Source organism: Bifidobacterium tissieri, assembly GCF_002259645.1.
Lineage (GTDB): Bacteria > Actinomycetota > Actinomycetes > Actinomycetales > Bifidobacteriaceae > Galliscardovia > Galliscardovia tissieri.
In genome coordinates, this window is record NZ_MWWV01000017.1 from 13,304 (window position 1) to 40,147 (window position 26,844).

The 26,844-nt window shown below is 61.8% G+C and carries 20 protein-coding genes and 1 pseudogene; 10 read left to right on the top strand and 11 right to left on the bottom strand.

The features are described 5' to 3' along the window. Positions 1-63: 63 nt before the first annotated feature. The gene (locus BTIS_RS09705) at positions 64-936 is read left to right on the top strand and encodes a PHP domain-containing protein (RefSeq protein WP_094664956.1); all 873 of its coding nucleotides are present in this window, start codon (positions 64-66) and stop codon (positions 934-936) included. Positions 937-981: 45 nt separating this feature from the next. On the opposite strand, the gene dapF is transcribed toward BTIS_RS09705, so the two are convergent. After that, positions 982-1,902 carry a diaminopimelate epimerase gene (gene dapF / locus BTIS_RS09710; protein ID WP_094664958.1) on the bottom strand — a complete coding sequence of 307 codons (921 nt, stop codon included), beginning with the start codon at positions 1,900-1,902 and terminating at the stop codon, positions 982-984. A 148-nt stretch (positions 1,903-2,050) separates the two neighbouring features. On the opposite strand from dapF, the gene murI reads away from it, so the two are divergent. From murI to BTIS_RS09725, 3 genes are all read left to right on the top strand, one after another. Then, entirely contained in the window at positions 2,051-2,827 is a 777-nt protein-coding gene (murI, locus tag BTIS_RS09715; RefSeq protein ID WP_094664960.1) for a glutamate racemase, read from the top strand. A gap of 137 nt (positions 2,828-2,964) precedes the next feature. After that, positions 2,965-3,807 carry a patatin-like phospholipase family protein gene (locus BTIS_RS09720; RefSeq protein WP_094664962.1) on the top strand — a complete coding sequence of 281 codons (843 nt, stop codon included), beginning with the start codon at positions 2,965-2,967 and terminating at the stop codon, positions 3,805-3,807. Between the two features lie 115 nt (positions 3,808-3,922). Further along, the gene (locus BTIS_RS09725; RefSeq protein ID WP_094664964.1) at positions 3,923-5,302 is read left to right on the top strand and encodes an FAD-dependent oxidoreductase; all 1,380 of its coding nucleotides are present in this window, start codon (positions 3,923-3,925) and stop codon (positions 5,300-5,302) included. Positions 5,303-5,603: 301 nt separating this feature from the next. Here BTIS_RS09725 and BTIS_RS09730 read toward each other — a convergent pair. Further along, a pseudogene (locus tag BTIS_RS09730) lies at positions 5,604-6,773 on the bottom strand (trans-sulfuration enzyme family protein); the annotation flags it as partial. Positions 6,774-7,113: 340 nt separating this feature from the next. Between BTIS_RS09730 and BTIS_RS09735 the strand changes: the two are divergent. Further along, positions 7,114-7,695, top strand: coding sequence for a GNAT family N-acetyltransferase (locus tag BTIS_RS09735; protein ID WP_245819407.1), 582 nt, complete (start codon positions 7,114-7,116; stop codon positions 7,693-7,695). A gap of 218 nt (positions 7,696-7,913) precedes the next feature. Here BTIS_RS09735 and BTIS_RS09740 read toward each other — a convergent pair whose 3' ends face one another. The 4 genes from BTIS_RS09740 to BTIS_RS09755 form a co-directional block, all read right to left on the bottom strand. Then, complete coding sequence (locus tag BTIS_RS09740) at positions 7,914-9,647, bottom strand: ATP-binding cassette domain-containing protein (RefSeq protein WP_211279452.1); 1,734 nt, start codon at positions 9,645-9,647, stop codon at positions 7,914-7,916. An 86-nt stretch (positions 9,648-9,733) separates the two neighbouring features. Then, positions 9,734-11,545, bottom strand: a complete 1,812-nt coding sequence (locus BTIS_RS09745; RefSeq protein ID WP_094664970.1) for an ABC transporter permease — start codon at positions 11,543-11,545, stop codon at positions 9,734-9,736. Positions 11,546-11,767: 222 nt separating this feature from the next. Then, positions 11,768-12,946: an ABC transporter substrate-binding protein gene (locus BTIS_RS09750; protein ID WP_094664972.1), complete on the bottom strand. Its 1,179-nt coding sequence runs from the start codon at positions 12,944-12,946 to the stop codon at positions 11,768-11,770. A 119-nt stretch (positions 12,947-13,065) separates the two neighbouring features. Next, on the bottom strand, positions 13,066-14,109 hold the full coding sequence (locus tag BTIS_RS09755; RefSeq protein ID WP_094664974.1) for a uroporphyrinogen decarboxylase family protein: 1,044 nt from the start codon (positions 14,107-14,109) through the stop codon (positions 13,066-13,068). A gap of 398 nt (positions 14,110-14,507) precedes the next feature. Here BTIS_RS09755 and BTIS_RS09760 point away from each other — a divergent pair, with 398 nt between their 5' ends. The 3 genes from BTIS_RS09760 (at position 14,508) to BTIS_RS09770 (ending at position 17,204) form a co-directional block, all read left to right on the top strand. Beyond that, positions 14,508-15,311 (top strand): pyrroline-5-carboxylate reductase family protein, encoded by an 804-nt coding sequence (locus tag BTIS_RS09760; protein WP_094664976.1) that lies wholly within the window; start codon positions 14,508-14,510, stop codon positions 15,309-15,311. A gap of 69 nt (positions 15,312-15,380) precedes the next feature. Next, on the top strand, positions 15,381-16,169 hold the full coding sequence (locus tag BTIS_RS09765) for a VOC family protein (RefSeq protein WP_094664978.1): 789 nt from the start codon (positions 15,381-15,383) through the stop codon (positions 16,167-16,169). A gap of 180 nt (positions 16,170-16,349) precedes the next feature. Next, on the top strand, positions 16,350-17,204 hold the full coding sequence (locus BTIS_RS09770) for a Fic family protein (RefSeq protein ID WP_094664980.1): 855 nt from the start codon (positions 16,350-16,352) through the stop codon (positions 17,202-17,204). 337 nt (positions 17,205-17,541) lie between these two features. On the opposite strand, the gene BTIS_RS09775 is transcribed toward BTIS_RS09770, so the two are convergent. The 3 genes from BTIS_RS09775 to BTIS_RS09785 form a co-directional block, all read right to left on the bottom strand. Further along, entirely contained in the window at positions 17,542-18,798 is a 1,257-nt protein-coding gene (locus BTIS_RS09775) for a glycoside hydrolase family 1 protein (RefSeq protein WP_094664982.1), read from the bottom strand. Between the two features lie 119 nt (positions 18,799-18,917). Further along, positions 18,918-21,722 (bottom strand): alpha-L-rhamnosidase, encoded by a 2,805-nt coding sequence (locus BTIS_RS09780; protein ID WP_094664984.1) that lies wholly within the window; start codon positions 21,720-21,722, stop codon positions 18,918-18,920. 141 nt (positions 21,723-21,863) lie between these two features. Continuing rightward, positions 21,864-23,177: an MFS transporter gene (locus tag BTIS_RS09785; RefSeq protein WP_094664986.1), complete on the bottom strand. Its 1,314-nt coding sequence runs from the start codon at positions 23,175-23,177 to the stop codon at positions 21,864-21,866. A 272-nt stretch (positions 23,178-23,449) separates the two neighbouring features. Between BTIS_RS09785 and BTIS_RS09790 the strand changes: the two genes are divergently transcribed. After that, positions 23,450-24,289, top strand: a complete 840-nt coding sequence (locus BTIS_RS09790) for an IclR family transcriptional regulator (protein ID WP_094664988.1) — start codon at positions 23,450-23,452, stop codon at positions 24,287-24,289. Between the two features lie 292 nt (positions 24,290-24,581). Further along, positions 24,582-24,947 carry a hypothetical protein gene (locus BTIS_RS09795; protein WP_143248934.1) on the top strand — a complete coding sequence of 122 codons (366 nt, stop codon included), beginning with the start codon at positions 24,582-24,584 and terminating at the stop codon, positions 24,945-24,947. A 400-nt stretch (positions 24,948-25,347) separates the two neighbouring features. On the opposite strand, the gene cas2e is transcribed toward BTIS_RS09795, so the two are convergent. Both cas2e and cas1e read right to left on the bottom strand, forming a co-directional pair. Continuing rightward, the gene (cas2e, locus tag BTIS_RS09800) at positions 25,348-25,716 is read right to left on the bottom strand and encodes a type I-E CRISPR-associated endoribonuclease Cas2e (protein WP_094664992.1); all 369 of its coding nucleotides are present in this window, start codon (positions 25,714-25,716) and stop codon (positions 25,348-25,350) included. Continuing rightward, complete coding sequence (gene cas1e, locus BTIS_RS09805) at positions 25,713-26,834, bottom strand: type I-E CRISPR-associated endonuclease Cas1e (RefSeq protein ID WP_094664994.1); 1,122 nt, start codon at positions 26,832-26,834, stop codon at positions 25,713-25,715. The genes cas2e and cas1e overlap by 4 nt, the downstream gene beginning before the upstream one ends. Positions 26,835-26,844: the final 10 nt, after the last annotated feature.

Consider the following 26,844-nt stretch of genomic DNA (forward strand, 5'->3'; position numbering starts at 1 on the left):
ACGCATATGCCTTTGCCGACGATACGGCACACGTATATGCCGCACTCAGCTTACGATAGTCATATGACTGCTAACGAATCCGCTCCCGGTTGGGACCTGCACTGCCATACCGTATACTCCGACGGCACGGAAACCCCGGAAGCCCTGATCCTGGAGGCGAAGCGCCGAGGTCTCCATGGCGTGGGCATCGCCGACCACGATACCTGGGCCGGATGGGATGAGGCCGTCACCGCCAGCCGCAAGCATGGCGTTCCGCTCATGCGCGGCACCGAAATCACCGCCGACATGGACGGCATTTGCGTACACATGCTTGGATTCCTCTACTCCCCCGACGATGAGGTGCTACGCGATCTGTTTGAAACGACACGGACGAACCGCATCCGCCGCATGAAGAAAATGGTGGAGAACCTGTCCGCTGATTTCCCGATCACCTGGGACGACGTCGTCAACCAGGTCAAGGAGGGCGAGCATACCACCATTGGACGCCCGCACATCGCCGACGCCATGGTGGCGATGGGCTTCTTCGCCAATCGTTCCGAAGCGTTCGCGAAGACGATCAACAAAAACGGACCGTATTACGTGCCGATCGTTTCGCCTAGCGCGAAGAGCGTGGTGGAAGCGGTGAAGCACGCCGGCGGCGTGAGCGTCATCGCCCATCCGGCGGCCACATCGCGCAACAAGCGCATCCTGTCCGATCAGAACATCGCCGATCTCGCGGCGGTCGGTCTTGACGGACTTGAAGTGTTCCACCGCGACAACTCCCCCGAACAACAGCAGCGTCTGCTGGGTCTGGCTTCCGACCTGCATCTGCTCACCACCGGCGGATCGGATTGGCACGGAGCCTCGGGCAAGCCGAACATCGTGGGCGAGAACGTCACCAGCGACGACGTGGTGGCGCAGATCGTGGAACGCGGTGCGATCGGCCTGATCGACTGATCATACGACCGGTTGCGTCGAACGAGCCGCCGCAGCCGGTCGTGATTACAGCAGTTCCACCTTGCCCACGATCGCGGCATCGCCGGTGAGCTCCACATGCGCATCATCCACGGCCACGCGCAAAGTGCCGCCACGCACGGTGATGGTCCAATCGCCGATGCCGGTGAGCTGACGCAACGTCACGGCCGTGGCGCACAGACCCGTACCGCAGGACAGCGTCTCGCCCACGCCGCGTTCGTTGACGCGCATGAAGGCACGGCCCGTCCCCGATTCCTCGTCGATGGCGTCCACGCGCACGAATTCAGCATTCTGGTCGGAGGCGAGAACGGGATCGACCACGGGCTTACGGGCGAGGTCCAGATCCTCCACGGCGGGCAGGGTCGCATCATCGGCAAGACCGCGACCGGACCGATCCTCAAGCACGGCGACCACATGCGGATTGCCCATATCGACGAACGTGCCCCGGGCGGCACCCTCATGATCGGGAATCGTCACCACGAAGGCACGGGACTCACCCGCCTTCCACGCGCCCATGTCGATGCGGAACACGTTGCGGCCCAATCCGGGGACTTCGCCGAGCGAGGTGAGCACCTTCACGCCGGCACGCGTTCCCAGCCGCAACGGCTCGCCGCCGGGGGCATCCATGTAGCCCAGTCGCTGGGCGAACAGGGCCGTGGCGCGCGTGCCGTTGCCACACATCTCGGCCAGCGAACCGTCCGCGTTGCGATAGTCCATGAACCATTCGGCGCCCGCTGCCTCAAGATCGGCCACCTGCTCCGCACTCAGATCGGAGACGTATCGGGGGTGGGTCAGACGCAGCAGACCGTCGCCGCCCACACCGAAATGACGATCATCCAGGAACCGGATCTCATCCTCCGTCGGCTCGTACTCGCCATCCGGATCGGCATACATCACGAAATCATTGCCGGTGCCGTGTCCTTTGTAAACAATCTGTGGAATGCTCATGGACACCTAGCGTATGTCAGCGAACAGACGAATCGACCGCGGAGGACTACGCTATGGTGTGGCTGTGGCATGAATATCCGTACCACGGCCTGACGCACACGACGAATATGCGGAACGGAACCATGCGAAGCGGAAAAGGAGTTGGAGCATGACGTCGAACGCACCCATCGGAGTGTTTGATTCCGGACTTGGCGGACTGTCCGTGGTCCGTCAGATCAGACAGGACCTGCCGAACGAATCCGTCCTGTATTTCGGGGACAGTGCGCATGCGCCATACGGCATCCGCGAACCGGAGCAGATCAAGGGATTCTGCTTCGACATCTGCGATCGGTTCATCGATCAGGGGGTCAAGGCCATCGTGGTGGCGTGCAATACGGCCACGTCGGCGGCGGTCAATGATCTGCGCACACGGTATTCGATTCCGATCATCGGCATGGAACCGGCCCTCAAGGTGGCCTGCGACCGCGGTCATGGCGTCCGGCAGCACATTATCGTGGCGGCGACGCCGCTGACGCTCAGGGAGCGCAAGTTCGAACGGCTGGTCCGCCGGTTCAACGACGATCATGAGATCTTCAAGCAGCCGTGCCCCGATCTGGTGCGTATCGTGGAATCCGGACAGCTGTCCGACCACGATCTGGTGATGGACACGTTGCACGGCTACTTCGACCGCTACGATCTCGCCGGCATCGACAGCGTGGTGCTCGGCTGCACCCACTTCGTGTTCTATCGCGACTACTTCCGCGAGCTGCTGCCGGACGACACCGCCATCATCGACGGCAATGCGGGCACGGTGAACCATCTCGAGGTCATTCTCGAATCGTTGGGCGCACTGGCCGAGGAATCGCACACGGGTACGGTAGCGATCTCGAACTCCGATCATGATCCGCGGGTCATGACGCTGTCGCATTCGCTGCTTGGCGAATGACCCGATGATCATACCGGCGCGTATCGGCGACCATCGCGTATCGGCAACCATAAGGACGCCCTTCGCGCCTACAATGAACTCTTAACGAAAAGGAACTCGTAATACAAAGGTCCTGGCGTAGCCATGGGGAGGCACATATGAAAACGGGAATCATCGATGTCGGGGGCGGATTCCGAGCGATCTACGGCGCTGGCGTGGTCGATCGTCTGCTGGAGGACGACGTTCATCTCGACGCCGCGATCGGCGTATCCGCGGGCAGTGCGAATCTGTCCTGTCTGCTCTCCAAGCAGAAGAACCGCTGCTACCGCTTCTACACGACCTACGCGTTCCGCCGCGAATACGCCAGCACGTACAACTTCATGAAGGATCGCAATTTCGTGGATCTCGACTACGTGTATGGCACGTTGTCGAATCATGGCGGCGAGGATCCGTTCGACTATCAGACCGCGCACGACAATCCGATGGATTTTCAGGTGGTGGCGTGCGAGGCGGAGACGGGTGAACCGCATTACTTCCCCAAGAGCCGTTTCCGTCAGGACGACTATGACATCTGCAAGGCGTCGAGCGCGGTACCGGTGGCGTGCGAACCGTATGTGGTGGATGACGTGGCCTACTTCGACGGCGGCATAGCCGATCCCATTCCGGTGCAGAAAGCGTTCGACGACGGTTGCGACAAGCTGGTGGTGGTGCTCACCCGTCCCAAGGACGTGCTGCGCGAACAACGCAAGGACAAGGGACCGGCCGCCATTCTCAAGCGCACCTACCCGGCGTCGGCCGAACGGCTGCTCAACCGGTATGCGCTGTACAACGAGGAGGTGGCGCTGGCCAAGCGTTACGAGGCCGAGGGTCGTGTACTGATCCTGGCACCGACCGATCTGTTCGGCCTGTCGACGCTGCACAAGAGCTACGAGGGACTCAACCGCATGTACCGTCAGGGCTACGCGGACGCCGCCGTGGTGGCCGAGTTCCTGGCCGAATAGGGCACGCGCGCACGCAGGCACGCAACATAACGACGGCGTTTCACGCGCGGCGCATCCCCGATTCCCCCGTATAGTGGTCTCTGGTACACACACAACAAAACATAGGAGTTTTGCCATGACCACGGTAGCCATCGTCGGTTGCACCCATGCCGGAACCTTCGCCGCGCAGTCGATCCTGCAGGCGCATCCCGACTGGACTGTGCACGTCTACGAACGCAACGACACGCTGTCGTTCCTGTCCTGCGGCATCGCGCTGTGGGTGGGCGATCACGTCTCCGACCCCCAGCGCATGTTCTACTCCTCCCCCGAGGCGCTGGGCAAGCTCGGTGCGCGCATGCACATGCGCCACGACGTGCTCAATGTGGATGTGAAGGGCCGCACGCTGCTGGCGAAGGATCTCGAAACCGACGAGCAGACCACGCTCGCGTTCGACAAGCTGGTCGTCACCACCGGATCCAAGCCGGTCATTCCGCCGATCCCGGGCCTTGCCGAAGGTCTGGAGGATGGCCGCGTGAAGCTGTGCAAGAACTGGGGCCATGGTCTGGCGATCAAGGAGATGGCACGCAACGCGAAGTCCGTGGCCGTGATCGGTGCCGGATACATCGGCGCGGAGCTGGCCGAGCAGTTCAGTGAGATCGGCGTGAAGACGGTGCTGATCGACGGACTGGATCGTGTGCTCGCGAAGAACTTCGACAAGCCGATCAGCGATGTGGTGGAGCAGGCGTTCACCGATCATGGCGTGACGCTCGCGCTGGGTCATATGGTCACCGAGTTCCGTCTTGGCGCGGACGGCAATGGCGTGACCGTGATGACCAGTGAAGGCGAGTTCACGGTGGACTGCGCGATCATGGGTGCCGGGTTCCTGCCGCGCACCAACCTGTTTGACGGACAGCTGGACATGCTGCCGAATGGCGCGATCACCACCGACGAGTACATGCGAGCGACGATCAGCGGCGAATCAGAGCCGTCGCAGGATGTGTTCGCGGCCGGTGACTCCGCCACGGTGTTCTACAATCCGACCGGCACGTACGATTACATTCCGCTGGCCACGAACGCGGTGCGTCAGGCGCTGCTGGTGGGCGCGAACATTGTGGAGCCGACGCAGAAGTACATGGGCACGCAGGCCACGAGCGCGGTGCAGCTGTACGATCTGTCGATGGCCGCCACCGGCCTGACGCAGGGCGGTGCCGAGGCGCGTGGCGTGACCACGCGGTCCACCACGCTGACGCAGGACTTCCGCCCCGACTTCATGCTCACCACCACGCCGGTGACGTGCACGCTGACGTGGGATCCGGAAACGCGTGTGATCAAGGGCGCGCAGTTCCTGTCCCGCCAGGCGGATGTGGCGCAGGCAGCCAACGCAGTGTCGATCGCCATTCAGGCCGGGTTCACGATCGATCAGCTGGCCAATGTGGATCTGCTGTTCCAGCCGAACTTCAGCCAGCCCGTCAACTACATCGCCGCGGTGGCCATGCAGGCCGTGGCCGAGTCGTGAGCGTGAGGCATGGCTGACAGCAACGCGAGCTGACAGCAGCGTGACGTAATACCAGTAATACGAAGGGGGTGGCATCGGTTAGTATCGATGCCACCCCCTTTGTGTCCCTTCGCATTGCGTGTATCGCGCGTATCACGTACTGGTTGAATCAGTACTGCGCCGCCGACACGTTGGCATCCGTTGCAGCCGACTCGTTTCGTGCCGCCGACGGCACGCCATCGGATTCCAGACCGTCCTGTCCGAACGCCTTCTGGAACGAGTCGGCGTCCACGGCGATGCGGTTGCGTTCCGTGGTGCGCACGGCGTTGCGCTCGGCGAGATCCAGCGCCTGACGCAGATCCTCCACGAGGTCGTATTCGTCCTCGATGCCCACGGCCAGACGGATCAGCTCATCGCTGATGCCGAGCTTGAGACGCTCTTCGCGCGGCACTTCGAAGTGGGTCATGCGTGCGGGGAACTCCGCGAGGCTTTCCACCGCGCCCAGGCTGACGGCCAGTCGGAACACGTGCAGGTTGTTGAGCACGTCGGCCGGATTCACGCCCTTCTTCACCTCGAACGAGAGCACGCCACCGCAGCCGTGGAGCTCGCGCACCGCCAGATGGTAGTACGGCGAGTCGGCCAGTCCCGGGTAGTGCACGGTGGCGACGGCCGGGTGGTTCTGCAGGAATCGGGCGATGGCCAGCGTGTTCTCCTGCTGACGGTCCATGCGCAGCGCCAGCGTCTGGATGCCGCGACGCACCGAATCGCATTCCGTGGGGGCGAGGATGCCGCCGATGCGGTTGAGCGAGTAGTAGAGGCGCTCGGCGACGTCGCGGGTGCGTGCAACGGCAAGTCCGGCGTTCACATCGGAGTGGCCGGCGAGGTACTTGGTGGCCGAATGCAGCACGATGTCCACGCCGAGATCGAGCGGACGCTGCAGGTACGGGGTGAGGAACGTGTTGTCCACGATGGAGAGCGCGCCGTGACGCTGTGCCAGTTCGGCGAGCGCGGCGGTGTCGTTGACCTTGAGCAGCGGGTTGGTGAGCGTTTCGAAATAGATCGCCTCGACGTGGTCGCCGGCGGCTTCGATCTGGTCGAACACGGCGGTCACGGCGTTGAGATCGGTGGTGTCGACCGGGTGGAATTTCAGGCCCCAGCGGTTGAAGTGTTCGTTGACGAGCGAGTAGGTGCCGCCGTAGATATTGTCGCCGACGATGATGTGATCGCCGGGCTTGAAGATGGCGAGCGCCGCGTGGATGGCGGCCAGTCCGGAGGAGAATGCGAAGCCTTGACAGCCATGTTCGAGCTGGGCGATCTGCCGTTCGAGGAATTCACGGGTGGGGTTGCCGGATCGCGCGTAGTCCCAGCGCGGAGTGTCCTCCACGGAGGAGAACGTGTAGGTGGACGAGTTGTAGATCGGCGGGTTGACCGCACCGGTGTTGTTGTCGTCGACGGTGACTCCGTGTACGAGCTGGGTCCTGAATCGTGCCATTGTTCGCTCCCTTCGTCGGTGCGGTGCCTGATCGGTTGGCACCGTGCTGGTGTCGTTCGTTTCGTCGTGTCCGCTGGTGTGCGGGAAAGTGTTGTGATTTCTACATAAGCGCATGTGCGCGCGGCTTTCAACCGTGTCATATTCGGGAAAATTTATATGCCGTTGCACGGGTGGTCGTGCTGCCATGCGCGTTGGGGGCTTGATAGCGGGGTATAGAAAAAACTGATGGGGATGTCGTCGTGTATCGAACACGCCAATGGAGGCGGATGATGAAGCGTGCGATTGGGCGCCGCGAACGGTGGGGGGCGTGAGTCGGCGGAGCGGCGTAGGTTCGGATGACATGAATGACGTGAACAACGACGCTGTGCACAACAACGATGTGAAACGCGACGACGGTATGATCATCCGGCACGCGACGATGGCCGACCTGGATGCGCTGGCCGGCGTGGAGGCGGAATGCTTTCCACCCGCGGAGGCTGCCACCCGTGAGGATCTCCGCGATCGTCTTGCGGTATATCCCGATCATTTCTGGCTGTTGTTTGACCGTAACGGTACCGTCGACGGGAATATCGGCGCGGATTCCGCGGACGGCCGACTGGTGAGTTTTGTGAACGGCATGACGACCGATACACCCGATCTTGCCGACGGCATGTACGCGGATGCGTCGTTGCATGACGATCATGGCGCATGGCAGATGATCTTCGGTGTGAACACGATCCCCGCGTATCGACGTCGTGGCTGCGCATCCCGTGTGATCCGTCACGCCGCCGACGAGGCTCGTGCCCAGGGACGTCGCGGGATGGTGCTGACGTGCAAGACCGGGAAGATCGCGTTCTATGCGCGTCTGGGTTTCGTGGATGAGGGGCTGTCCTCGTCCACGCATGGCGGCGTTCCGTGGCATCAGATGCGTCTGACGTTCTGAATGCCCGGCCAACGAATCCGATTCCGCAAACGATCGCAATACATCGCAATGCCACATACCAACAGTGGTCCAAACGCGGCGGCGCGAACACGATACCATCGTTCGCACTGTTACGTTTGGACCACCATCAGAACCGAATCCGGTCGGACTGCAGGACCGTATCCGGTCCGGATCACCGCATTCGGACCGCCTGACCGTCCGCAGAATCCGCTGATCCCCTAGCTCTTGGCTCCGCCGAGATAGGCCTCCTGCACCTGCGGATTACCGAGCAGATCGGACGCCTTGCCATGCAGTCGAATACGACCATTCTGCAACACGTACCCGTAATCGGCAATCGTGAGCGCCAGTTCGGCCTGCTGCTCAACCATCAGCACGGACAAGTCGAGCTCGTCACGCAACCGCGCGATCTGCTCAAGCACATCCTCCACCAATTTGGGCGACAGACCCATGGTCGGCTCATCCATGCAGATGATCTTCGGTCGACTCATCAGCGCGCGGGCGAACGCCAGCATCTGCTGCTCGCCGCCGGACATCGTACCCGCCTGCTGACCGCGACGCTCCTTCAGACGCGGGAACCGCTCGTACATGGAATCCAGATCCTCAGCGATACCCGCCTTGTCGGTACGCGTGTACGCGCCGGACAGCAGATTCTCCTGCACGGTCATCTGCGGGAACACGCGACGCGCCTCCGGCACGGACGCGATGCCCGACGCCACACGACGACGAGTGGATTCATGCGTGATGTCAGCGCCCTCGTAATGAATCGTGCCGCTCTTCGGATGATTGATGCCAAGAATCGTCTTCATGGTGGTGGACTTGCCGGACGCATTGCCACCCAGCAGGGAGACGATCGCACCCTTGGGAATGGTGATCGACACATCCTGCAACGCATGCACCTGCCCGTAGAACACGTTGATGTTGTCCAACGACAGCAGCGTCTCCGTGCCGGAAAACGGATCGGCAGCCGCGGACGATTCCGCACCGCCAGACGATTCCGGTTCGTTCACTGTGGCGACGCCGTCATGTTCGATGGCGTTCTGCATGGCGAGCACGTTCACCTGACCATGGCTGCGCGTCTGATTCGTCTCCTTGCGCTTGCCCAGATACGCCTCGACCACCTGCGGATTGGTACGTACCTCATCAGGGGAACCCTGCGCGATGATCCGTCCGCCATCCATGGCCAGCACACGGTCGGACAGTGCGGTCACCAGATCGATCTTGTGCTCCACCAGCAGAATCGTATGACCCTGCGCCTTGAGATGCTGCAGCTGCTCAAGCACCTCCGCGGTCTCCGACTGGTTCATGCCGGCCGTAGGCTCATCCAGCAGCAGCAGTTTCGGCTCGGAGATATGCGCGCGGGCGATCTCCGTACGACGACGGTTCGCATACGACAGCGTGTAGGTCAGATCGTTGCGACGATCACCGAGGCGCTCGCGGAACCGATCGATCTCGCGGCCGACGCGCACGTCGACCTCCTTGATCTCGCGGACGGTTTTCGGCCCGTGAATCAGGGCCACGCCGGTCTCCGCAAGCAACGGGATCCAGCGGACGATCGGATACTTCTGCAGGTTCTTGAACGGACGCTGCGCCTGCAGTTTCTTGTGGTAGCCAAGGTTGATGTTCTCATCCACCGTCAGTCCGCCGAACACTCGACCGTTCTGGAACGTGCGCGACAAGCCGCGTTCGGACACCTCGGTGGCGGGCAGCCCGGCCACGGGATCGTCATCGATGTCGATGATGCCCGAGTCGGGTGTGATGAATCCGGAGATCAGATTGATCGTGGTGGACTTGCCCGATCCGTTCGGGCCGATGATCGAGATCACCTCGCCCTTGTGCAGGTCGAACGACACCTTGTTCACGGCGTGCAGGCCGCGGAACGACTTGTCAAGCTCGCGCACGCGCAGCACCACGGGAGCCTCGAGCACCTTGCGGCGATGCTCCTCGGGGCTCATCACCACATCGGGAACGTCATGCCCGTCCGGGACGACGGAAACGGAGTCAATTGCGGAATCGTGTACCGAAGTCATGATCTAGCCTCTCAAACCTTGCGCGCGAAAAGTCCCTGCGGACGGAACAGAATGATGACGACCAGCAGCACACCGTAGAGCAGCACGCGGGCGTCGGACGCCACACGCAGCAGTTCTGGACCGCCGATGAGCACGATCGAGCCGAGTACGGCACCGAGCGGCGAGTTCATGCCGCCGAGCACGATGATCGTCAGGATCAGGATCGACATGTTCGAGTTGAAGATGGTCGGATCGATGTACGTGTACTGGTGGGCGAGTAGCGATCCGGCGAGTCCGGCGAAGAATGCGGCCAACGCGTAAGCGAGCGCCTTGTAGGCACCGGTGCGGATGCTCAGCGCCTCGGATGCCTCCTGATCGGAGCCTACGGCCTCGAATACGCGGCCGAGGTGCGAGGAACGGATGCGACTGACGATGACGAGGGTCAGCAGCAGCACGATCACGTCAAGCAGGTATTGCATCTGCTGCGTGTACAGGGACTGCCCGAATATCTTGGGGAACGGAATGCCCTGAATGCCGAGCGAGCCCTTGGTCAGCGGCTCCCAGATGCGGATGATGGCGACCATGACCGCACCCACGCCGATGGTGGCGATGGCCACGTAATGGCCGGACAGCTTCCACACGGGGAAGGTAAGGATGCTTGCGGCGATGGCGGCGATCACCCCGGCGACCAGGAACGCGGCGAGGAACGGCCAGTCGAGACGGGTGGAGAGAATGGCCGACGCGTACGCGCCCACGGCGAACGGCCCGGCCATGCCGAGAATGGTCTGGCCTGCGGATCCGGAGATCAGCGTCAGACCCACGGCGGCGATCGAGTAGATGGCGATCTGCGTGCCGACGCCCGACAGGTAGTCGGAGAAGAAGAACGGCGTGGCGAGCGCGAGGATGGCGAGGCCGAGATTGCCCCACCACGGTAGGGTGATGGGTCGGCCACCGCCGAGGAACGTGCCGGTCAGCGGTTCGGATTTCACATCGTCGCCGCCGAGCAGTCCCTGCGGACGGATGATGAGGATGATGAGCAACGCGCCGAAGGTGATGAGATCGTGTGCACCGTCGCCGAGGAACGAGATGCCCACGGATTCGATGAGACCAAGGGCCAGACCGCCGACCACGGCACCGGGGATGGAGCCGAGACCGCCGATGGTGGCCGCCACGAAGGCGGTCATGCCGATCGTGCCGCCGTTCATCGGGTTGATGTTGGTGTTGAACAGGCCGACGAAGATGCCGGAGACGCCGGCGAGCACGGCACCGATGACGAAGGAGAGGTTGCGGATGGCCTTGACGGGGATGCCCATCTGGCTGGCGGCCTGCGGATCCTGCGAGGTGGCGCGGATGGCCTGACCTGCCTTGCCGTATTTGAGAAACGCCCACAGACCGAGCATGGACAGGATGGCGAAGATGATCATGACCACGTCCGACGTGCCGAATCGCACGCCGGCGAGTTGCAGATTGTAGGTGGGCAGCAGTTCGGGGAAGCGTCGGGTCTGTGTGCCGAAGATGATCTGCAGGCCGTTGTCGAGGATCTGGCCGACGCCGATGGTGGCGAGCAGCGCGGCGATGGGCTTGCGACCTTCAAGCGGGGTGATGACCAGCGCGTTCATGATCAGGCCGAGCAGGCCGGTGACCACGATCACCGCGATGGCGGTGGGAACGATCCCCCAGCCGAGGGAGGTGCCGAGCCACCATGCGGTCATCATGCCGACCGCCACGATGGAGCCCTGGGCGAAGTTGGCGACGTTGGTGACGCCGAAGATCAGCGACATGCCGACCGCCACGAGCGCGTACGCGCTGCCGTGGATCAGGCCGGCGAATATGGTATCAAACATGTGATTTCAATCCTCGTAGGGGATGGTTGGAGTGACGGGATTGTGCGTATTGTGCGTGAGGAGGAATGGGATGGAACGTGGCGGCTCCCGATCCGGATATCCGGCTGAGGGGAGCCGCCACGTCATGTGGTTATGGATGTTGAGCGTCGGGCAGACGGTCACTTGACTATTCGACTACCCGGATACCCGACTACACAGCTACCCGACTATTCGACTACTCGGTCACTCGCCGTCGTACTGGACGAACTTGCCATCCTTGACGATCAGCAGGATCGGATCGATGTTGTCGGCGCGACGGGTCTGCGTGTTGAACTTGAACGTGCCGCCGTTGCCCTGATAGAGCGGGAAGTCGGTCACGGTCTGCAGGGCCTTCTGGATGCCTTCGCGGGTGGGTTCGGTCTTGTTGGCCGCGTAGGCGAGATCGATGATCGCCTGGTAGGCGGTGACTTCGAAGTTGCCCGGGTTGTTGCCGTACTTGGCGTTGAAGTCCTTGACGAACTGCTGGGCCTTCTCATCCTTGGTGCCGGTGGCGGAGAAGCTGCCGGTGATGATGGTGCCTTCGGCGTTCTTGCCGGCGTTGTCGAGGAACTCGGAGGTCTCCTGTCCGCCGAAGAACGGACCGGTGTAGCCGAGCTTGTCGCGCAGGGTGTTGACCACCAGGGCACCGTCGGGACCGTAGCCGATGTTGACCACGGCGTCGGGGTTGGCGTCACGCGCGGGGATCAGGATCGGGGACAGATCAGTGGAGTCGGGCAGGTAGGAGGATTCGTAGGCGATCTCGGTGCCGTTCTTCTCGGCCTCCTCCTTGAAGTACTGGTAGGCCTGCTTGCCCCAGTCGTTCTCGATGTAGACCACGGAGATCTTCTTGGCCGTCTTCGCCACGATGTCGGCGTTCGCCTTCTGGTAGATGTCCTGGCCGATCTGCGGCGTCCACACGTGATCGCCGGTGTTGGTGAACGTGGGTGCGGAGTTGTTGAATCCGTAGTGGACCAGTCCGGCCTGCTGGAAGATCGGGCTGGCGGCGGACGAGGCCGGGGACGTGTAGTCGCCGACCACGGCGATGATGGACTTGTCGGACACGAGCTTGGGTGCCACGGCGGCGTCCTGCTTGGCATCGGACTGGGTGTCGTAGTACTTCAGGCCGAGCTTCTTGCCCTTGATGCCACCGTCCTTGTTCACCTTCTCGACGGCCAAATCAAAGCCCTGCTGGAACAGCTTGCCGTATTCGGCGTACTGTCCGGTCTTCGGATAGATCACGCCGATGTTGACAGTGTCGGAGTCGGTGGACGACGAGGACGATGCGGCGTCGCCACCCAGACCGCAGGCGGAAACGCCCAGCAGGGTGGCGGCCACGGTGGCGGCCACGGCCGCGTTGCGCAGTGTTTTCTTCCAGATGTTCATGATTCTTCCTCTCCTGAACAGTGTTGACGAATGATGTTGACGAGTGACGAGTTTTGGATGAGCGCGGCGGATGGCCGATCGGGTCAGACGGTGTAGCGCACTCAAATGGCACGACAGACTCAGACGGCACGATGGGCCGCGAGCGTCTTGAGCGCATCCTCCCCCGCCGGCGTGAACACCGTGCAGCTGGGGGCGAGCAGGAACGGCTTGCCGTCGCGCAGTGCGATGGTTTCGTCAAGCTCACGTTCCACGGCCTCGGGATCGCCGTCCACGTTGAACAGCAGCACGTTGGCGCCGCCAACTGGCACGGCCTTGAGGTCGGCGTCGATCTTCGGGTTGCCGGGCAGATACTGATCCCAGTGGATCAGGTCCACACCGAGATCGTCGAACCAGTCGGGGTGGGATTCGGCGCGGCAGGTGTGCAGCAGGATGGCCGCGTCGGGATTGGCCTTGCGGATGGCGTCGATCACGATCCGGTCGTACGGCTTGGAGAACTCCTCGTACTGTGCCTTGCTGAAGTAGCCTTCGCTCACGGTGCCGGTGACCGCGTAGAACACGCCGTCCACGCCGGCGCCTCCCTGATCGGCCGGTGTGACGAGCGCGGTCGCGTAGTCGGCGAGTGTCAGGGCGATGTTGTTCAGGGCCTTCTTGGCGCGTTCGGGCTGGTCGAGGATCAGCTCCTTGACCGTGGTGTTCGGCGTGGCGTACTCATCGCCCGGGTAGAGCGGTAGGTCGGCGATCTGCAGCAGGGCGGACAGCGGCGAGAACACGGTCTGCAGCACGGCACGATCCTGCAGCTGTTCGCGGATCAGCGTCGCACCCTTGATGTGCTCAGCGAACGGAGCGCTTTCATGCACGTCCAGTCGGGTCACCTTGTCGATGTCGTCCGGAACGTCGATGCCGTTGGTGAGCTTCTTCGGCAGGACGAACCCGTCGTAGCGGTCCCGATCGTACGTGGAGCCCCACGCTTCGGAATAGTAGACGGCACGAGGATTGATCTTCACCCAGTCCCAATCCCAGGTCTTGACGAAGTCCACGTAGGCTGCGGCGAACTCCTCGGCACCGTACTCGTGGCCGACGAGATGCTGCCAGGCGGCGGTCAGATACGGTACGGTTGCGGTGCCCTTGACGATGTCATGGAAGACTGCGCGACGATCGGTCATGATGGTTGTCCTTCTCTTGGGATGGCATGCCGTGACGAACCGCCCACGGCATGAGTGTTGGAAACGAGAGAATATCCGTTCCGATCCGAGGTCTGCAGCTCCCGGTCGATTGGATGGTTTTAAGAAAAGCGCACTTGATGTTTCAGCGCAAGCCGTGAAAGGCGTGTTGATTACAGGCTTTTCTTATAGCCATTCATCGATGCGAACGTTTTCCATAGGTTTTGCAGACCCTATCGAAAACGCTTATATGGCAGATCGCAGAAAATGCTGTCGGATCGACGCGCATTCGGGTATGAAGGGAATGACACAACATGTTCGAACTGCCGCATCCGGTCGATCTTCGATATCACCGTTGAAACTATCGGGGTGTGGCATCCGCAAGCGTAAGGGGACCGATTTTGGCAGCCAAACTGTACTTCATCGGCGGCGGCAACATGCCCACCGCGATCATCGAGGCGGTGCGCCGCAAGGCCGACGCCTACCCGGTGGATCACATCTACGTGGAGGAGATCTCTTCCGAACGCAGTGATTATCTGGCCAGAACGTACGGCACCGAAACCGCCACGCCAACCAGTCGTGTGGATGCGGACATCGTGGTAATCGCCGTGCGCCCGCAGGACGATGTGGCCGGCGTGGCCAAGTCGATTTCCGAACGATTCGATCCGGCGAAAACCGTCGTCGTATCGATCGTGGCCGGATATACCATCGCCAAGCTGCAGGCCGTGCTGGGCGCGGACTGGCGTGTGGTACGTATCATTCCGAACACGCTGACCACCGTCGACTACGGCTACAGCGGAGCCGCACTGGGTGAGGGGGCCAACAAGGATGACGTGGACGCGTTCCTCACCACGTTCGGCAAGGTGCTGTACGTGGAGGAGCGTCTGATCGACATCATCACCGGCTTCTATCCGCCGAACATCGTGTACCACTTCATCGACGCCTACGTGGACGCCGGCGTACTCGCCGGACTGCCGCGCGACATCGCCAAGGCCATCGCACTCGACACGCTGATCGGCGGCACCGAATTCCTCAAGCAGAAGGACGTATTGCCGCAGGTGCTGCTCAACATCAACAACTCCCCTGGCGGCGTGGGCATCACGCAGGCGTACACGCTCAACAAGACCGGGTTCGCGGCGGCCATCCAGTCGGCCGTGCTCGCGGCGGTGGAACGCACCACCGCGCTGGGATCGAACTCGAAGTAGCGGAGGATCGTCGCGGATAAGCGGCGAAAGGAATCGGAGGGGAATCCGAAAGGAAAGGGGTAAACGATCATGGCACAGCAATTCACATGGGATCATACGGTCGAATTCGTCAACGACCTCAAGCAGGCCGAGCAGGCGTTCGCCGAACAGGGACTGACCGCCAGCTACGGCGGCAAGCACGTGGGGCACGGCACCGAGAACTCGCTCGCCTACTTCAACGACAACTACCTCGAGTTTCTGACGCTGTACAGCCGTAGCGAGGCGTTGGCGGAAACGCTGACACGCGGTCAGATCTTCCACGAGGCGGGCGAGCTCCTGCCCGAGTTCGAGGGCTTCTACCGTCCCGCGTTGCATGTGCACGGCATCGAGGCGGCCGCTGAACGGCTGCGGTCCAAGGGCGTGGAACTCGGCGAGATCGTGCCGGGCAACCGCACCACGGCCAACGGCGAGGAGATCCGCTGGCAGCTGCTCTGGCTGCAGGGTGACGATCACGGACTGCGCTACCCGTTCGTGATCGACTGGAATGCGGACGAGGCCACGCAGCTGGAACGCTACGAGCAGAGCGGTCTGCTGCATCGTCACGCGATCGGCGAGGTGAACACCCGTCGTGCGATCTTCGAAGTGCCCGATCCGGCAACGATTTCCGCGCACTGGGCGGACCTGTTCGATCTGGAACGTACAATCGGCGTTGACGATGAAGGACGCAAGTACTTCGATCTCGCCGTCGGCGGCGGACGCGACTGGCGCTTCGTGGCCGGCGAGCGCAACGGCATCACCGAACTGCAGTACACGGCACCGGCCGGCAAGTCCTTCGACATCACCATCGGTCAGGCCCGCTACCGCAGCGTGGAGGCGTGATCGGCGGATTATTCCGGTTTTCCCGTACTCCAAAACAGGATCTGGGTATTTCCGTATCATGAACACCCCGTCGTCAACTGGACTGCGGTCGTTGGACGACGGTGACTACGGGAACTATGCCCATCGAGACTGATGGCTATGGCGCATGGATAGAATGTGCATGCAAAGGAGGAAAGTCGTATGCCGGAACCTGTCAGGCTCGTCACTTGGCTACAGCGTGAACGCGAACAACGTGTTGACGGGGGCCTCTACGCCACCACGCAGATCCTGTTCTCATACAACTCGAATCACATGGAAGGGTCCACGCTCTCACCCGAACAGACCGCGCAACTTTTCGATACGGGTGCATTGCTGCCATCTGACGCGAACAATGAGATCAAGGCGGACGATGTCATCGAGACGACTAACCACTTTCGTGTATTCGACTGGATGCTTGACCACGTTGACGAACCCGTGAACCGGGACATGATTTGCACGATGCATGCCATGCTCAAACGCGGTACACGTCAGGAACTCGACCCCGACAGGAACGTTGGCGGCTATAAGATCCTTCCCAATGTCATCAGTCAACTTGTTGGCATCCATACCGCGTTACCTGAGGACGTGCCCGCCGCCATGGAACACGTCTTCCACTTGTATGCGAGTCTCATGGATGACCCGTATGCCATTGCCAGAGCGCATTGGATGTTCGAATCCACCCATCCGTTCTCCGATGGCAACGGGCGTATCGGTCGACTCGTTATGTTCAAGGAGCTGCTCAGACTCGATACGATCCCTGCATTGATCCTTGACCAGCATCACAACCTGTATACGCGCGCATTGACGAGCTTCCCCGACGAACCCGGGTATCTCGTTGACCTACTGCTCTCCGAGCGTGATCATTACCAACAGCTCGTCAGGCAGCTCGCGCCAGAACGCATCTCCTACACCTACAACGATCAATGGGATCGGAGTAGTGTCACCTCGTCGGTTCGAAATCCCTATGTCAAGGACCGTTGGGACGAAGAAGAACTTCGTCGCGGGACGCGCTCCTAGCGCTATGGGTATTTCCGGACTCCAACAATCGGCTCTGGGTATTTCCGTATCATGAACAGCCTCAATGCAGGGTCTTCGTGATACGGAAATACCCAGAGCCGGTTATCTATACCGGTTCGACCCAGACTTATCATCCGGGAATACCCAGACCCATGTCCGGAAACACCCAGATCAGAGTCCATCGAGTCCGGAAACACCCAAACCCGTGTCCGCCGTGTCCGGAAATACCCAGACTCGTGTCCGGAAACACCCAGACAATAACAAACAAAGGGCGGGTGTCTGCCCAATCTCCCAAAGATCAGGCAGACACCCGCTCATACTCGCTACCTTCTCGCCGTCACAGCACGGTGGTTTCGATGAGGCGCTGGTAGACGGAGAAACTGGGCTTGGGGGTTCGCTTGAAGGTGCCGGATTCGCGGTCCACGGAGCACAGGCCGAGTCGCGAGTCGTAGGCGGAGACCCATTCGAAGTTGTCCATCAGGGTCCAGTGGAAGTATCCCTTGACGGGAACGCCGTCACGGACCAGATGGATGAGCGGGCTGAGGGATTCCTTGAGGAACGTGCAACGCAGCGCGTCGTCATCGGTGGAGATACCGTGTTCGGTGACCACGACCGGCAGGCCGGTCAGCTCGTGCACATACAGCACCGCGTGAGCCAGGGATTCGGGGCGGATCGCGGTTCCCATGCCGTTGACGGGTTCGCCTTCGGGAGGCGGCAGGATGCCATCGTCGCCGAATACCAGCTGTTCGTAGTTCTGCACGCCGATGAAGTCATCACCCTGCACGGCGTCGACCCATGTGCCGTAGCATGCGTCCCGCCTCTGCTGGCAGAGTTCCTTGCCGCGTTCGGTCACGTAGGTGTCGTCCATCACGGACAGGGACAGTCCGACCGGCACGGACGGGGCGACGGCGCGGATCGCGGCGACGGCGGCGCGGTGGGCGCGCTTGAATCCGTCTTCCAGTTCGTCGAATTCCTCGGGAACCGCCACGTTGCCGGCACGGTATTTCGGTACTCCGGCCTTCGCGGTCGCGGCTTCCAGACAGGTGCGCTGCAGTTCGATGGCTTCCGGCGGCAGTCCTCCCATGGCGAGGATGTGGGGCAGGTTGGGTTCGTTGAAGGTCACGGCGAATGCCGCACGATCGCCGAGTCGTTCCATGACCCTGGTGCATTCGTCGGCGAACCAGTCGGCGGCCTGCGGATTGAACCAGCTACCCTGCCTGGCGAACCAGTCGGGGGCGGTGAAGTGGCTGAGGGTGAGCGCCGGGGTGATGCCGCGTTCGAGGCATGCGTCGACCTGTCGGTCGTAGTGGTCGAGCGCGGTGTCGTCCACCATGCCTTGTTCGGGTTCGATGCGGGACCATTCCACGGAGAACCGGTAGGCGTTGAGCCCGTGGTCTCGGATCAGGTCGAGGTCGGTCTCCCACATGTTCCAGCTGTTGTCGGCGAGTCCTGCCGGTTCCTTGAACACGCTCGGGGTCACGTGTTCGAGGAACGTGGTGTCCGCGTGCTCGTCGCTGCCGTCGATCTGGTGTCCTGCGGTGGATGTTCCCCAGAGGAATCGGTTGGGAAACTGTGCGGTGCTGGTGGTGGTCATGATGGTCTCCTTTGTCATTGTGGAAGTGTCGTTATGTGTCGTTACGTGTCGTTTGCGGGTCGTGCCGATGATCGCATGAGGCGGCCGACCGCGTGGCAGGCCGCCTGATCGTATGGGCCCTACAGACCGTGCCGGGTCATGAACACATTGACCGCGGTGACGATGAGCTCAGGCATCGGGCAGTAGCCGCGTGAGGATGCCACGGTAGGCAGTTCACTGATCGGATCGTCGAGATACGCCTTGGCGTTTCCGGCAAATACGACGTCGGCGTTGTCTCCCGAATACATCGGGTTGCCGCACTCGTGCAGCACGTCGCGCAGTTCGCTGAACAACGCAGTGTCGTCGATCAGATCGCGGATCGTAGCGATACGACGTTCCGGGACGTCAACGTCAACGACCCACGTGTGGTTGCCGTGACCAACCGTGTGGACGTTGCCGTCGGGCAGGGTCACGTCGGCGGTGACGCCGACGGGCACGGTCAGCGATGCGGTCAGTCGTCCGTTGTTGATTCTCCACGCGGCATCGATGACGCCGTACGGGGTCGTCTGCCTGGCGTGGGCGTGGCTCAGCGCGCCAGTCGTGTTCGGTGTGAAGCCGATCCTGCGGTAGCCGGGTTCCTTGATCGACAGGCCAGCGACACCGGAAAGGAGCCAGCCTGCGATGGCGCCGAGCGCGTAGTGGTTGAACGAGGTCATCTCGCCGGGGTTGATGTCGCCGTTGGGCAGCATCGAGTCCCAGCGCTCCCAGACCGTGGTGGCACCCATCGTCACCGGGTACAGCCAGCTGGGGAAGCCGCGCTCGAGCAGCAGTCGCATGGCCAGGTCCATGTGTCCGGCCTTGGCCAGTGCCGGGCAGACGAGCGGAGTGCCGAGGAAGCCGGTGGATACGCGGAAGCCGGTGGTACGTACGATATCGGCGAATCGGTTCGCCGCACCGTCGAACTGGCGTCCGGGTTCGAGCAGATCCCATGCGATCGCCATGGCGTACACACTGGCGCAGTCGGAGAGCACGCGACCGCCCACGGTCACGTATTCATCGCGGAACGCCTGCGCGATCTTGTCGGCGAGTTCCTCGTAGCGTGCGGCGCCCTCGGCGTCGTTCAACGCGGCGTGCGCGCGAGCGACGAGCCGAGTGGAGTGGGCGAAGTACGCGGTGGCGACCACGTCCGAGTCGGCCTTCGAACCCCCTGGGTTGTCCGGCGGGGCGGTGGGATCGAGCCAGTCGCCGAACTGGAAGCCTCCAGCCCAGATGTGCGTACCGCCGGTGAGCCGGTCCACGCCGTCCACGAACGCATCCATCATGGCGAGGTTGTCGGCGAGCACGCCCGTGTCCCCGGTGGCCTCATAGATCGCCCACGGGACGAGTACGGCGGCGTCGCCCCAGCCGCAGGTCAGCTGCGGTCCGTCGAGCACCTGGGGCACGACGACGGGGATGCCACCGTCACTGCCGCGATCGGAGTCCACGTCGACCATCCAGGACGCGAGGAACGCCGCGGAGTCCAGAAGTCTGACAGCGGTCGGGGCGTATACGGCGATGTCACCGGTCCAGCCGAGTCGTTCGTCGCGCTGCGGGCAGTCGGTGGGAATCGTGATGAAGTTGTCGATCGTGCTCCACACCGCGTTGAGGAACAGCCGGTTGACCTGTTCGTCGGAGCAGTCGAACCATGCGAGCCGATCCATGTCGGCGGACACCACACGCAATGCGATGTCCTCGGGACGCAGGCCGGGCACACCGTCGACCTCGACGTAGCGGAACCCGTGTTGGGTGAGCATCGGCTCCAGCTGCTGTTCCGCCACGCCGTTGAGAATGAACGTGTCGGTGGCCTTCGCGTTGCGCAGGGGACGCACGCCAAGTTCGCCGTGCTCCATGACCTCGGCGTGGCGCAGGGTGACGGTGTCGCCGGCCCGGCCGCCACGTACGGTCAGGCGTACCCATCCGGTCGCGTTCTGCCCGAAGTCGATGACGGTTCTGCCGGACGGGGTGGTGATGATGTCTCGTGCGGCCAGTTCGTCGACCACCCTGGCCGGAGGCATGGGCATCGGCACGATGGCTGCGTCCGGCATGGCGATGGTACGGACTGCATGGATTTCCGGATCGTCGCCGATGGTTCCAAGCAGCGGCATTCGCGTGTCCGCGGCCTGCCCCTGATACAGGTCGTTGGCGAGAATATTGGATGCCCGCCACGACCATGAGTCGCCGGTGCCAATGGATTGGTCGCCGGTGTTATCCGTCCAGCGCAGGTCGGCAAGCAGCCACAGATCCTCCCCGTACACGTTGGTGCGCATGGCCCAGGTGAGGTTGCCACGCCACCAGCCGTTGCCGAGGATGACGGCGAGCTCGTGGTCGCCCGGCGTCAGCATATCGGTCACGTCGTAGGTGAGCGAGAGGATGCGCTTGCCGTATTCCGTCCACCCCGGTGTCAGTTCGTCATGTCCGATGCGTCGCCCATCGAGGTAGGCGATGAAGATGCCTCCGGCGGTGATCGCCAGTCGGGCATTCGCCGCCTCCTCCCCCACGGTGAATCGTCTGGTCAGCACCGGTGCCGGATCCTCACGTCCAACGAACGGTTCCGGGGTGATCGGCCGGGCGTTCCAGTTCGTCTTATCGAGCAGTCCGCATTCCACGGTGGTCGGCGTCGACCAGTCCGACCATACGCCGTCCGCGCCAGCGACGCTGACACGGACCGTGGCCGAATCGTATGAGGAAAGCGGCGCGGCCGGCCAGGGAAGGAACATCCCGTCGGCGACGGCGACGTCATGCACAGTCGGAGTCCCGCCCATGGTCACCTCGATCCGCGCGGCGGCCTGACGCCATTCATCCGCCATGTCCTCTATACGCCACGACAATGCCGGACGAGGATCGTCGAAGCCGATGACACGATCGGCAGGACGACGGTGTCCGAAACGTACGTCCACAACCTTCATATTGGGTCCTTCCATGACTATCCGATCCCGTACGCCGTTCCTGAAATCAGCGTGCAGATCATGCTCTGGTGTCCGGTTCCATATTCGGTTAACGACTCCCCGCCGGAGGAACCGGATATCCGACGGGGAGTCGTCATGCGGCTACTTGACACCCTTGACGAGGGGCATCATGCCGGCGGCGACCAGTGCGAGCACCGCGGCCACGCACCAGTAGAGCAGGTAGTTCTGGCCGGCTCCCATGTTGATGAAGAACGGTGCGAACGCGGGGGCCGCGGCCTGGCCGATGGACAATGCCACGGAGAACATGGACATGTCCTTGCCGGTGTCCTTTTTGTTCGGCAGCACGGCCACGCACAGCGCCAGATCGACGGTGAGGTACATGGCCTGACCGATCGCGAACAGCTCCCATGCGATGGCGAACTGGACGAATCCGTGTGACGTGCCGGCCAGTACCAGCGCGGCGGCCATGCAGATGCCGGCGACGACGACCAGCGGCTTGCGCCGGCCGATCTTGTCGGAGACCCATCCCGAGACGGTGAAGAAGATGACACTCACCGGCGCGGACATGAGCGTCAGCGTGCCGGCAGCAGCACCCACGGAGGTCAGCGGGGTGTCGAGCTTGTCGATGAGGTAGTAGGTGAAGTAGCTGAACATCGCGGCGATCGTGAAACCGGACAGCACACGGGTGATCCACACGAGCATGTAGTCGCGGGTCTTGAAGCCGGAAAACAGTCCGCGGAACACGTCGCTGGCCTTGCCCTCGGGCACTTCGGCCTTGGTCTTCCTCGGATCCTTGTACAGGATGAGCAGCGGAATCGACGTGATGAGACCGAGCAGGACCGGCGTTGCCATAAGCGCCACGGGCCAGCGGACGAGCGCACCGGCGAGGTAGGAGCCGAACGACGTGGCAAGCGCGCCGAACATGCCCATGAAGCCCATCACGCGGGCACGGTACTTGTCAGGGACGCCTTCCGCGGGGATGACCGAGTAGATCGAGAAGCCGCATTGCATCATCATCAGGCCCAGACAGTAGCAGATGCCGATACCGATGGCGTTCGAGAACAGGCCCACGCCAGCCATCATGATGGCGGAGACGATCAGACATCCCGCGATCCAGGGCTTGCGGCGTCCCCACCGGCTGGTCGTACGGTCCGACAGCGCGCCGATGAACGGCTGGGCGACGATGTTCAACAACGCGCCGGTCGCGGTGATCGAACTGTAGATGGTGTTGCGTGTGGCGTCGTCGAGCGCGTTTGGACCGCTGGCGAGAGCGGCGATGCGCAACGACAGCGCGGTACCGAGCGACATGCACATGATGTACATGCCCACGGCGGCGATGAGCACCAATGCGATGGTGCGCTTCGGATCGCCGTATTCGGCGACCACACGACGGTAATCCTCCTCCTGCGCCTGATGGATGACCGCGTTTTCGCTGACGGTCGATGACTCAGCCATGATGCGTCTCCTTAATTGTGGACATCATTGTTCCCTCTGACTGCCGGCACCGAACCAGGATACGATTGGAAATGCGTACGGTCGTCGCCGGCGCTCGTGCCTCCGCAGTCGTTGCGGAACCACGAATCATGTGCGATCGCTGTGCTTCGATTGTGTCCGATATCGCAAGCCAATTCGGTACAGGTTTCCACTGGATGGAAAAAATCACGGTTTTGCCGCTCAATGGAAACATCCTCCGGCCATGATCGGACGGCTGCCTATACTGAAAAGCTATGGTCGAGAACAGGATGGCACAGTCGTCGAACAGCAATACCAGCGGGGGAAGATCCGGAGTGGTCGACCGCGTATTCGCGATCCTCGACTGCTTCACCTCAGAAACCCCGAAGCTGAATCTCACACAACTGGCGTCACGTTCAGGACTGCCGATCAGCACGACCAGTCGCATACTCAACGATCTCGCCCGGCACGACGTCGTGGAGCGCATGCGCGACGGCACATACTCCATCGGCATGCATCTCATGGAACTGGCGCAACTGGCCAGACCGCTGCTGTCGATCCGCGAGAGCGCATCACCCTGTCTCGACGACCTGAATCGGGCGACGGGCATGCATGTACAACTCGCCGTGCTCGACGGCCCGACGGTCGCCATCATCGACCGACGCGATGGACGGCAGAAACTACCCATCTACTATCACATCGGCGACTCCATGCCGCCGATCCCCACGGCGGTCGGACGCCTGCTGCTGGCCTTCGACTCCCCGAAACTGATCTCCGAAGTGGTGGACAACGATGATTTCATCTGGCCCACCTTCGACACGCCACGTCCAAGCATCACTGACATCCACCGGGAACTCACCACGATCCGCAAACAGCGGTTCGCCATATTCCAACCCGAAGGAGCCCCCGTGCACTCCGTGGCCGCACCGATAACCGACCGCATGGGAACCGTCATCGCCGCCGTCGGCATCGTCGCGTCGGCCGATTTCAAACTTCCGGAACGGGTCATCGATCTTGTGAAAAGCACTGCCGTGGCCATATCCCGACGTCTGGCCGCACCACCGGCGCAACGATCATTACCACCATGGGAGGAAGCCAACGCACCGGCACAATGAGCCAATACCGAGCCCCCCAACGACCGGACTTCCACTGAGCGGAAACCCCGTTGCCATGCCCTATATCATTCCGCCTACCGTGGAAACGAACACAGGCAACGTTTCCTGACAATGAGGTAGGGAGGACTGCATGAACCCGGACACCGCATCGATGCGAAACCCCCGTCGGGAATCCGCCCGGCCGTGCAGCAGAAGTTGGCGATAACATGCGGCGCGACCAACCGACATGTCGCGTCATGTAACGGTGGGATGCGATGATGGAACCGGGACACGATCGGAAGGGGTTTCAAGGATGAAAAGGATCATGATCCGTCTGGCCATAGAACTGATCGTGTTTGCGCTCCTACTGGCCGCACTGCCGGAATGGGCGGCTCCCCTGCCGCTGTTGATCGTCGGACTGCTCGCCGCCTACGACGCAATACGCCTGATCCGAGGCCCCCGCGAGACGGTCGCCCCCGTGGAACGCACCCACGACGAAGACCGGGACGACAAGCCCGTCGAAGGATCCCGCGTCGGCCCGCTGAAGGTCGAGTGGAACGACGTGCACCCGCTGGCGGTCGAACTAAACAAGACGCCCGAAGGCACAGTCGTGCGCGTCAGATACTATCCATCCCCATTCGGGCACGGACTACTCGAATCCATAGAGCGCGTTCCCTAATCGACGAGTACGAACACGCATCGATCGCCCGGCAAAACAACGCAATCAACGCCGCCCATTCACGGTGACGAAGGTATTCGACTGGGGTGAATGAGCGTCAATTTCGAACCGCAAGCAGGAGAATTCGCCCTGATTGACGACGGACAGAAGGTGATCCTGGGTATTTCCGGACTCCAACAATCGGCTCTGGGTATTTCCGTATCATGAACACACCCAACACAGGGTCTTCGTGATACGGAAATACCCAGATTCAGTTATTTATACCGGTTCGACCCAGACTTATCGTCCGGGAATACCCAAACCCGAGTCAACCGTGTCCGGGTATACCCAAACCGTTGTCCGGAAATACCCGGATCAGAGTCCATCGAGTCCGCACCCCTCTGGGTACTGCCGACCCGGATTACCGGCCAAAGCGACGACGACGGGCTGCAGTGCTCCAACCGGTTCTCGACATATTCATACTCTTTTTGGCACTGTTGCTTCGTTGCTGCTGACTGGTGTTGGGACGCATGATCAGCTGAAGACCATCAAAATCTACCGGATCCCATTCCTGACCGCGCGTACGGAACTCCATCCCCTGCTCATTGTCCGCCGGATACACCATCACGGCACGTCCCTGGCCGATGTTCTCCAGAACCTGCTCCCACAGCAGTTCCCGCACACGCGCGGAAACCTTGCCGACGTACACGCCGGGAGAGATCTCGAACAGCCATCGTGTCAAATGCCCGCGCAGCCTCGGAGGCGAAACCGTCAGTACGATCACGATCATGGCCGGCCTTCCGGAAATGCGGATTCGTCCATGACACCCAGATATTCGTTGCGAATTGACACGTCCGCCTGATCTACGACTGTGTCGATGCCAGCTACGAATTCCATATCGTTATCTACATATCCCGTCATAACCCCGTTCGAGTGATCAGCTCCGTCCCCAAGTGGCATCTCAGGAGAGTGATTCCGTCCTGCATCACGATATCCCGATGCGCCTGCCCATACCTGTGTGGTGATGTCCTGCACATCCAGCGACTCCTCGTCCAGTTCGTCGGCTGACAACAGCAACGACCGGATGTCTTCCACGCATCGTCGCAGAAATCGTCCATCCTTCATGCGGTCGCGCATGCCGCGCCGAGCGGCGACGGAAACATCGGCAACCTGTGCGGCCACCAAATCAAAAGCCAGCGGAATCGTGATGTCCGCTTTGTACAGGTCGGCAATATCGTAGACGAAACTGCGCTCGTTGCGCGCATGGATAAATCCCAATCCTGGTGAGCACCCCAACGCGACGATGACGGCATGCACCACCCCATACAAGGCGGTATTCACCGCAGACAATGCACGATTCACCTCGTCCGCGTCATCGAAATCAGACACTTTGTATGATCTACCTGACCAAGGAACCCCGGTTCGTTGCGATTCACGCTCGTACGCACGCCGGACACGGGTGCCTTCCTTGCCAAGCAGTTGCTGCATGGTCAAACCGTCGGTCGTCTCGTTGGGGAATCGCATCGCATACATGCGTCGCGCGACCTTTACCCGAGTGCGTTCGGAGGATACCAGTTTGGCTTGAGCTTCAAGCAGTCTGGTTGATCGGGCGAGAGATGCGCCATGACAGTAGTAGCGCACGCCCCGCTCCCCCACCCAAATGCAGGTCGAGCGTGATTCGGCCAACAGGCAGATAGCCGCATAGGTTATGTTGCTGCCCGGCCCCAGCATCAGTACACTCAATGCAGCGGCCGGCACATGGACTGTGCCTCGAGCATCGGTGATCGTTACGGCGTTGTCCGCACGATTGACCACGCAATGTTCCGCGTACAGGAACGTCAGTCGGTCCTGTACACGAACCAGAGAAGTCAACGGAGGCGGTTTGACACCAGGAATCCTGCGACCCATCAGACACCTG

What these genes read in the sequence shown, in the direction of transcription:
- BTIS_RS09705 (WP_094664956.1), top strand. Translation starts at nt 64, where the DNA reads ATGACTGCTAACGAATCCGCTCCCGGTTGGGACCTGCACTGCCATACC.
- dapF (WP_094664958.1), bottom strand. Translation starts at nt 1,902, where the DNA reads ATGAGCATTCCACAGATTGTTTACAAAGGACACGGCACCGGCAATGAT.
- murI (WP_094664960.1), top strand. Translation starts at nt 2,051, where the DNA reads ATGACGTCGAACGCACCCATCGGAGTGTTTGATTCCGGACTTGGCGGA.
- BTIS_RS09720 (WP_094664962.1), top strand. Translation starts at nt 2,965, where the DNA reads ATGAAAACGGGAATCATCGATGTCGGGGGCGGATTCCGAGCGATCTAC.
- BTIS_RS09725 (WP_094664964.1), top strand. Translation starts at nt 3,923, where the DNA reads ATGACCACGGTAGCCATCGTCGGTTGCACCCATGCCGGAACCTTCGCC.
- BTIS_RS09735 (WP_245819407.1), top strand. Translation starts at nt 7,114, where the DNA reads ATGAATGACGTGAACAACGACGCTGTGCACAACAACGATGTGAAACGC.
- BTIS_RS09740 (WP_211279452.1), bottom strand. Translation starts at nt 9,647, where the DNA reads ATGAGCCCCGAGGAGCATCGCCGCAAGGTGCTCGAGGCTCCCGTGGTG.
- BTIS_RS09745 (WP_094664970.1), bottom strand. Translation starts at nt 11,545, where the DNA reads ATGTTTGATACCATATTCGCCGGCCTGATCCACGGCAGCGCGTACGCG.
- BTIS_RS09750 (WP_094664972.1), bottom strand. Translation starts at nt 12,946, where the DNA reads ATGAACATCTGGAAGAAAACACTGCGCAACGCGGCCGTGGCCGCCACC.
- BTIS_RS09755 (WP_094664974.1), bottom strand. Translation starts at nt 14,109, where the DNA reads ATGACCGATCGTCGCGCAGTCTTCCATGACATCGTCAAGGGCACCGCA.
- BTIS_RS09765 (WP_094664978.1), top strand. Translation starts at nt 15,381, where the DNA reads ATGGCACAGCAATTCACATGGGATCATACGGTCGAATTCGTCAACGAC.
- BTIS_RS09770 (WP_094664980.1), top strand. Translation starts at nt 16,350, where the DNA reads ATGCCGGAACCTGTCAGGCTCGTCACTTGGCTACAGCGTGAACGCGAA.
- BTIS_RS09775 (WP_094664982.1), bottom strand. Translation starts at nt 18,798, where the DNA reads ATGACCACCACCAGCACCGCACAGTTTCCCAACCGATTCCTCTGGGGA.
- BTIS_RS09780 (WP_094664984.1), bottom strand. Translation starts at nt 21,722, where the DNA reads ATGAAGGTTGTGGACGTACGTTTCGGACACCGTCGTCCTGCCGATCGT.
- BTIS_RS09785 (WP_094664986.1), bottom strand. Translation starts at nt 23,177, where the DNA reads ATGGCTGAGTCATCGACCGTCAGCGAAAACGCGGTCATCCATCAGGCG.
- BTIS_RS09790 (WP_094664988.1), top strand. Translation starts at nt 23,450, where the DNA reads ATGGTCGAGAACAGGATGGCACAGTCGTCGAACAGCAATACCAGCGGG.
- BTIS_RS09795 (WP_143248934.1), top strand. Translation starts at nt 24,582, where the DNA reads ATGAAAAGGATCATGATCCGTCTGGCCATAGAACTGATCGTGTTTGCG.
- cas2e (WP_094664992.1), bottom strand. Translation starts at nt 25,716, where the DNA reads ATGATCGTGATCGTACTGACGGTTTCGCCTCCGAGGCTGCGCGGGCAT.
- cas1e (WP_094664994.1), bottom strand. Translation starts at nt 26,834, where the DNA reads ATGGGTCGCAGGATTCCTGGTGTCAAACCGCCTCCGTTGACTTCTCTG.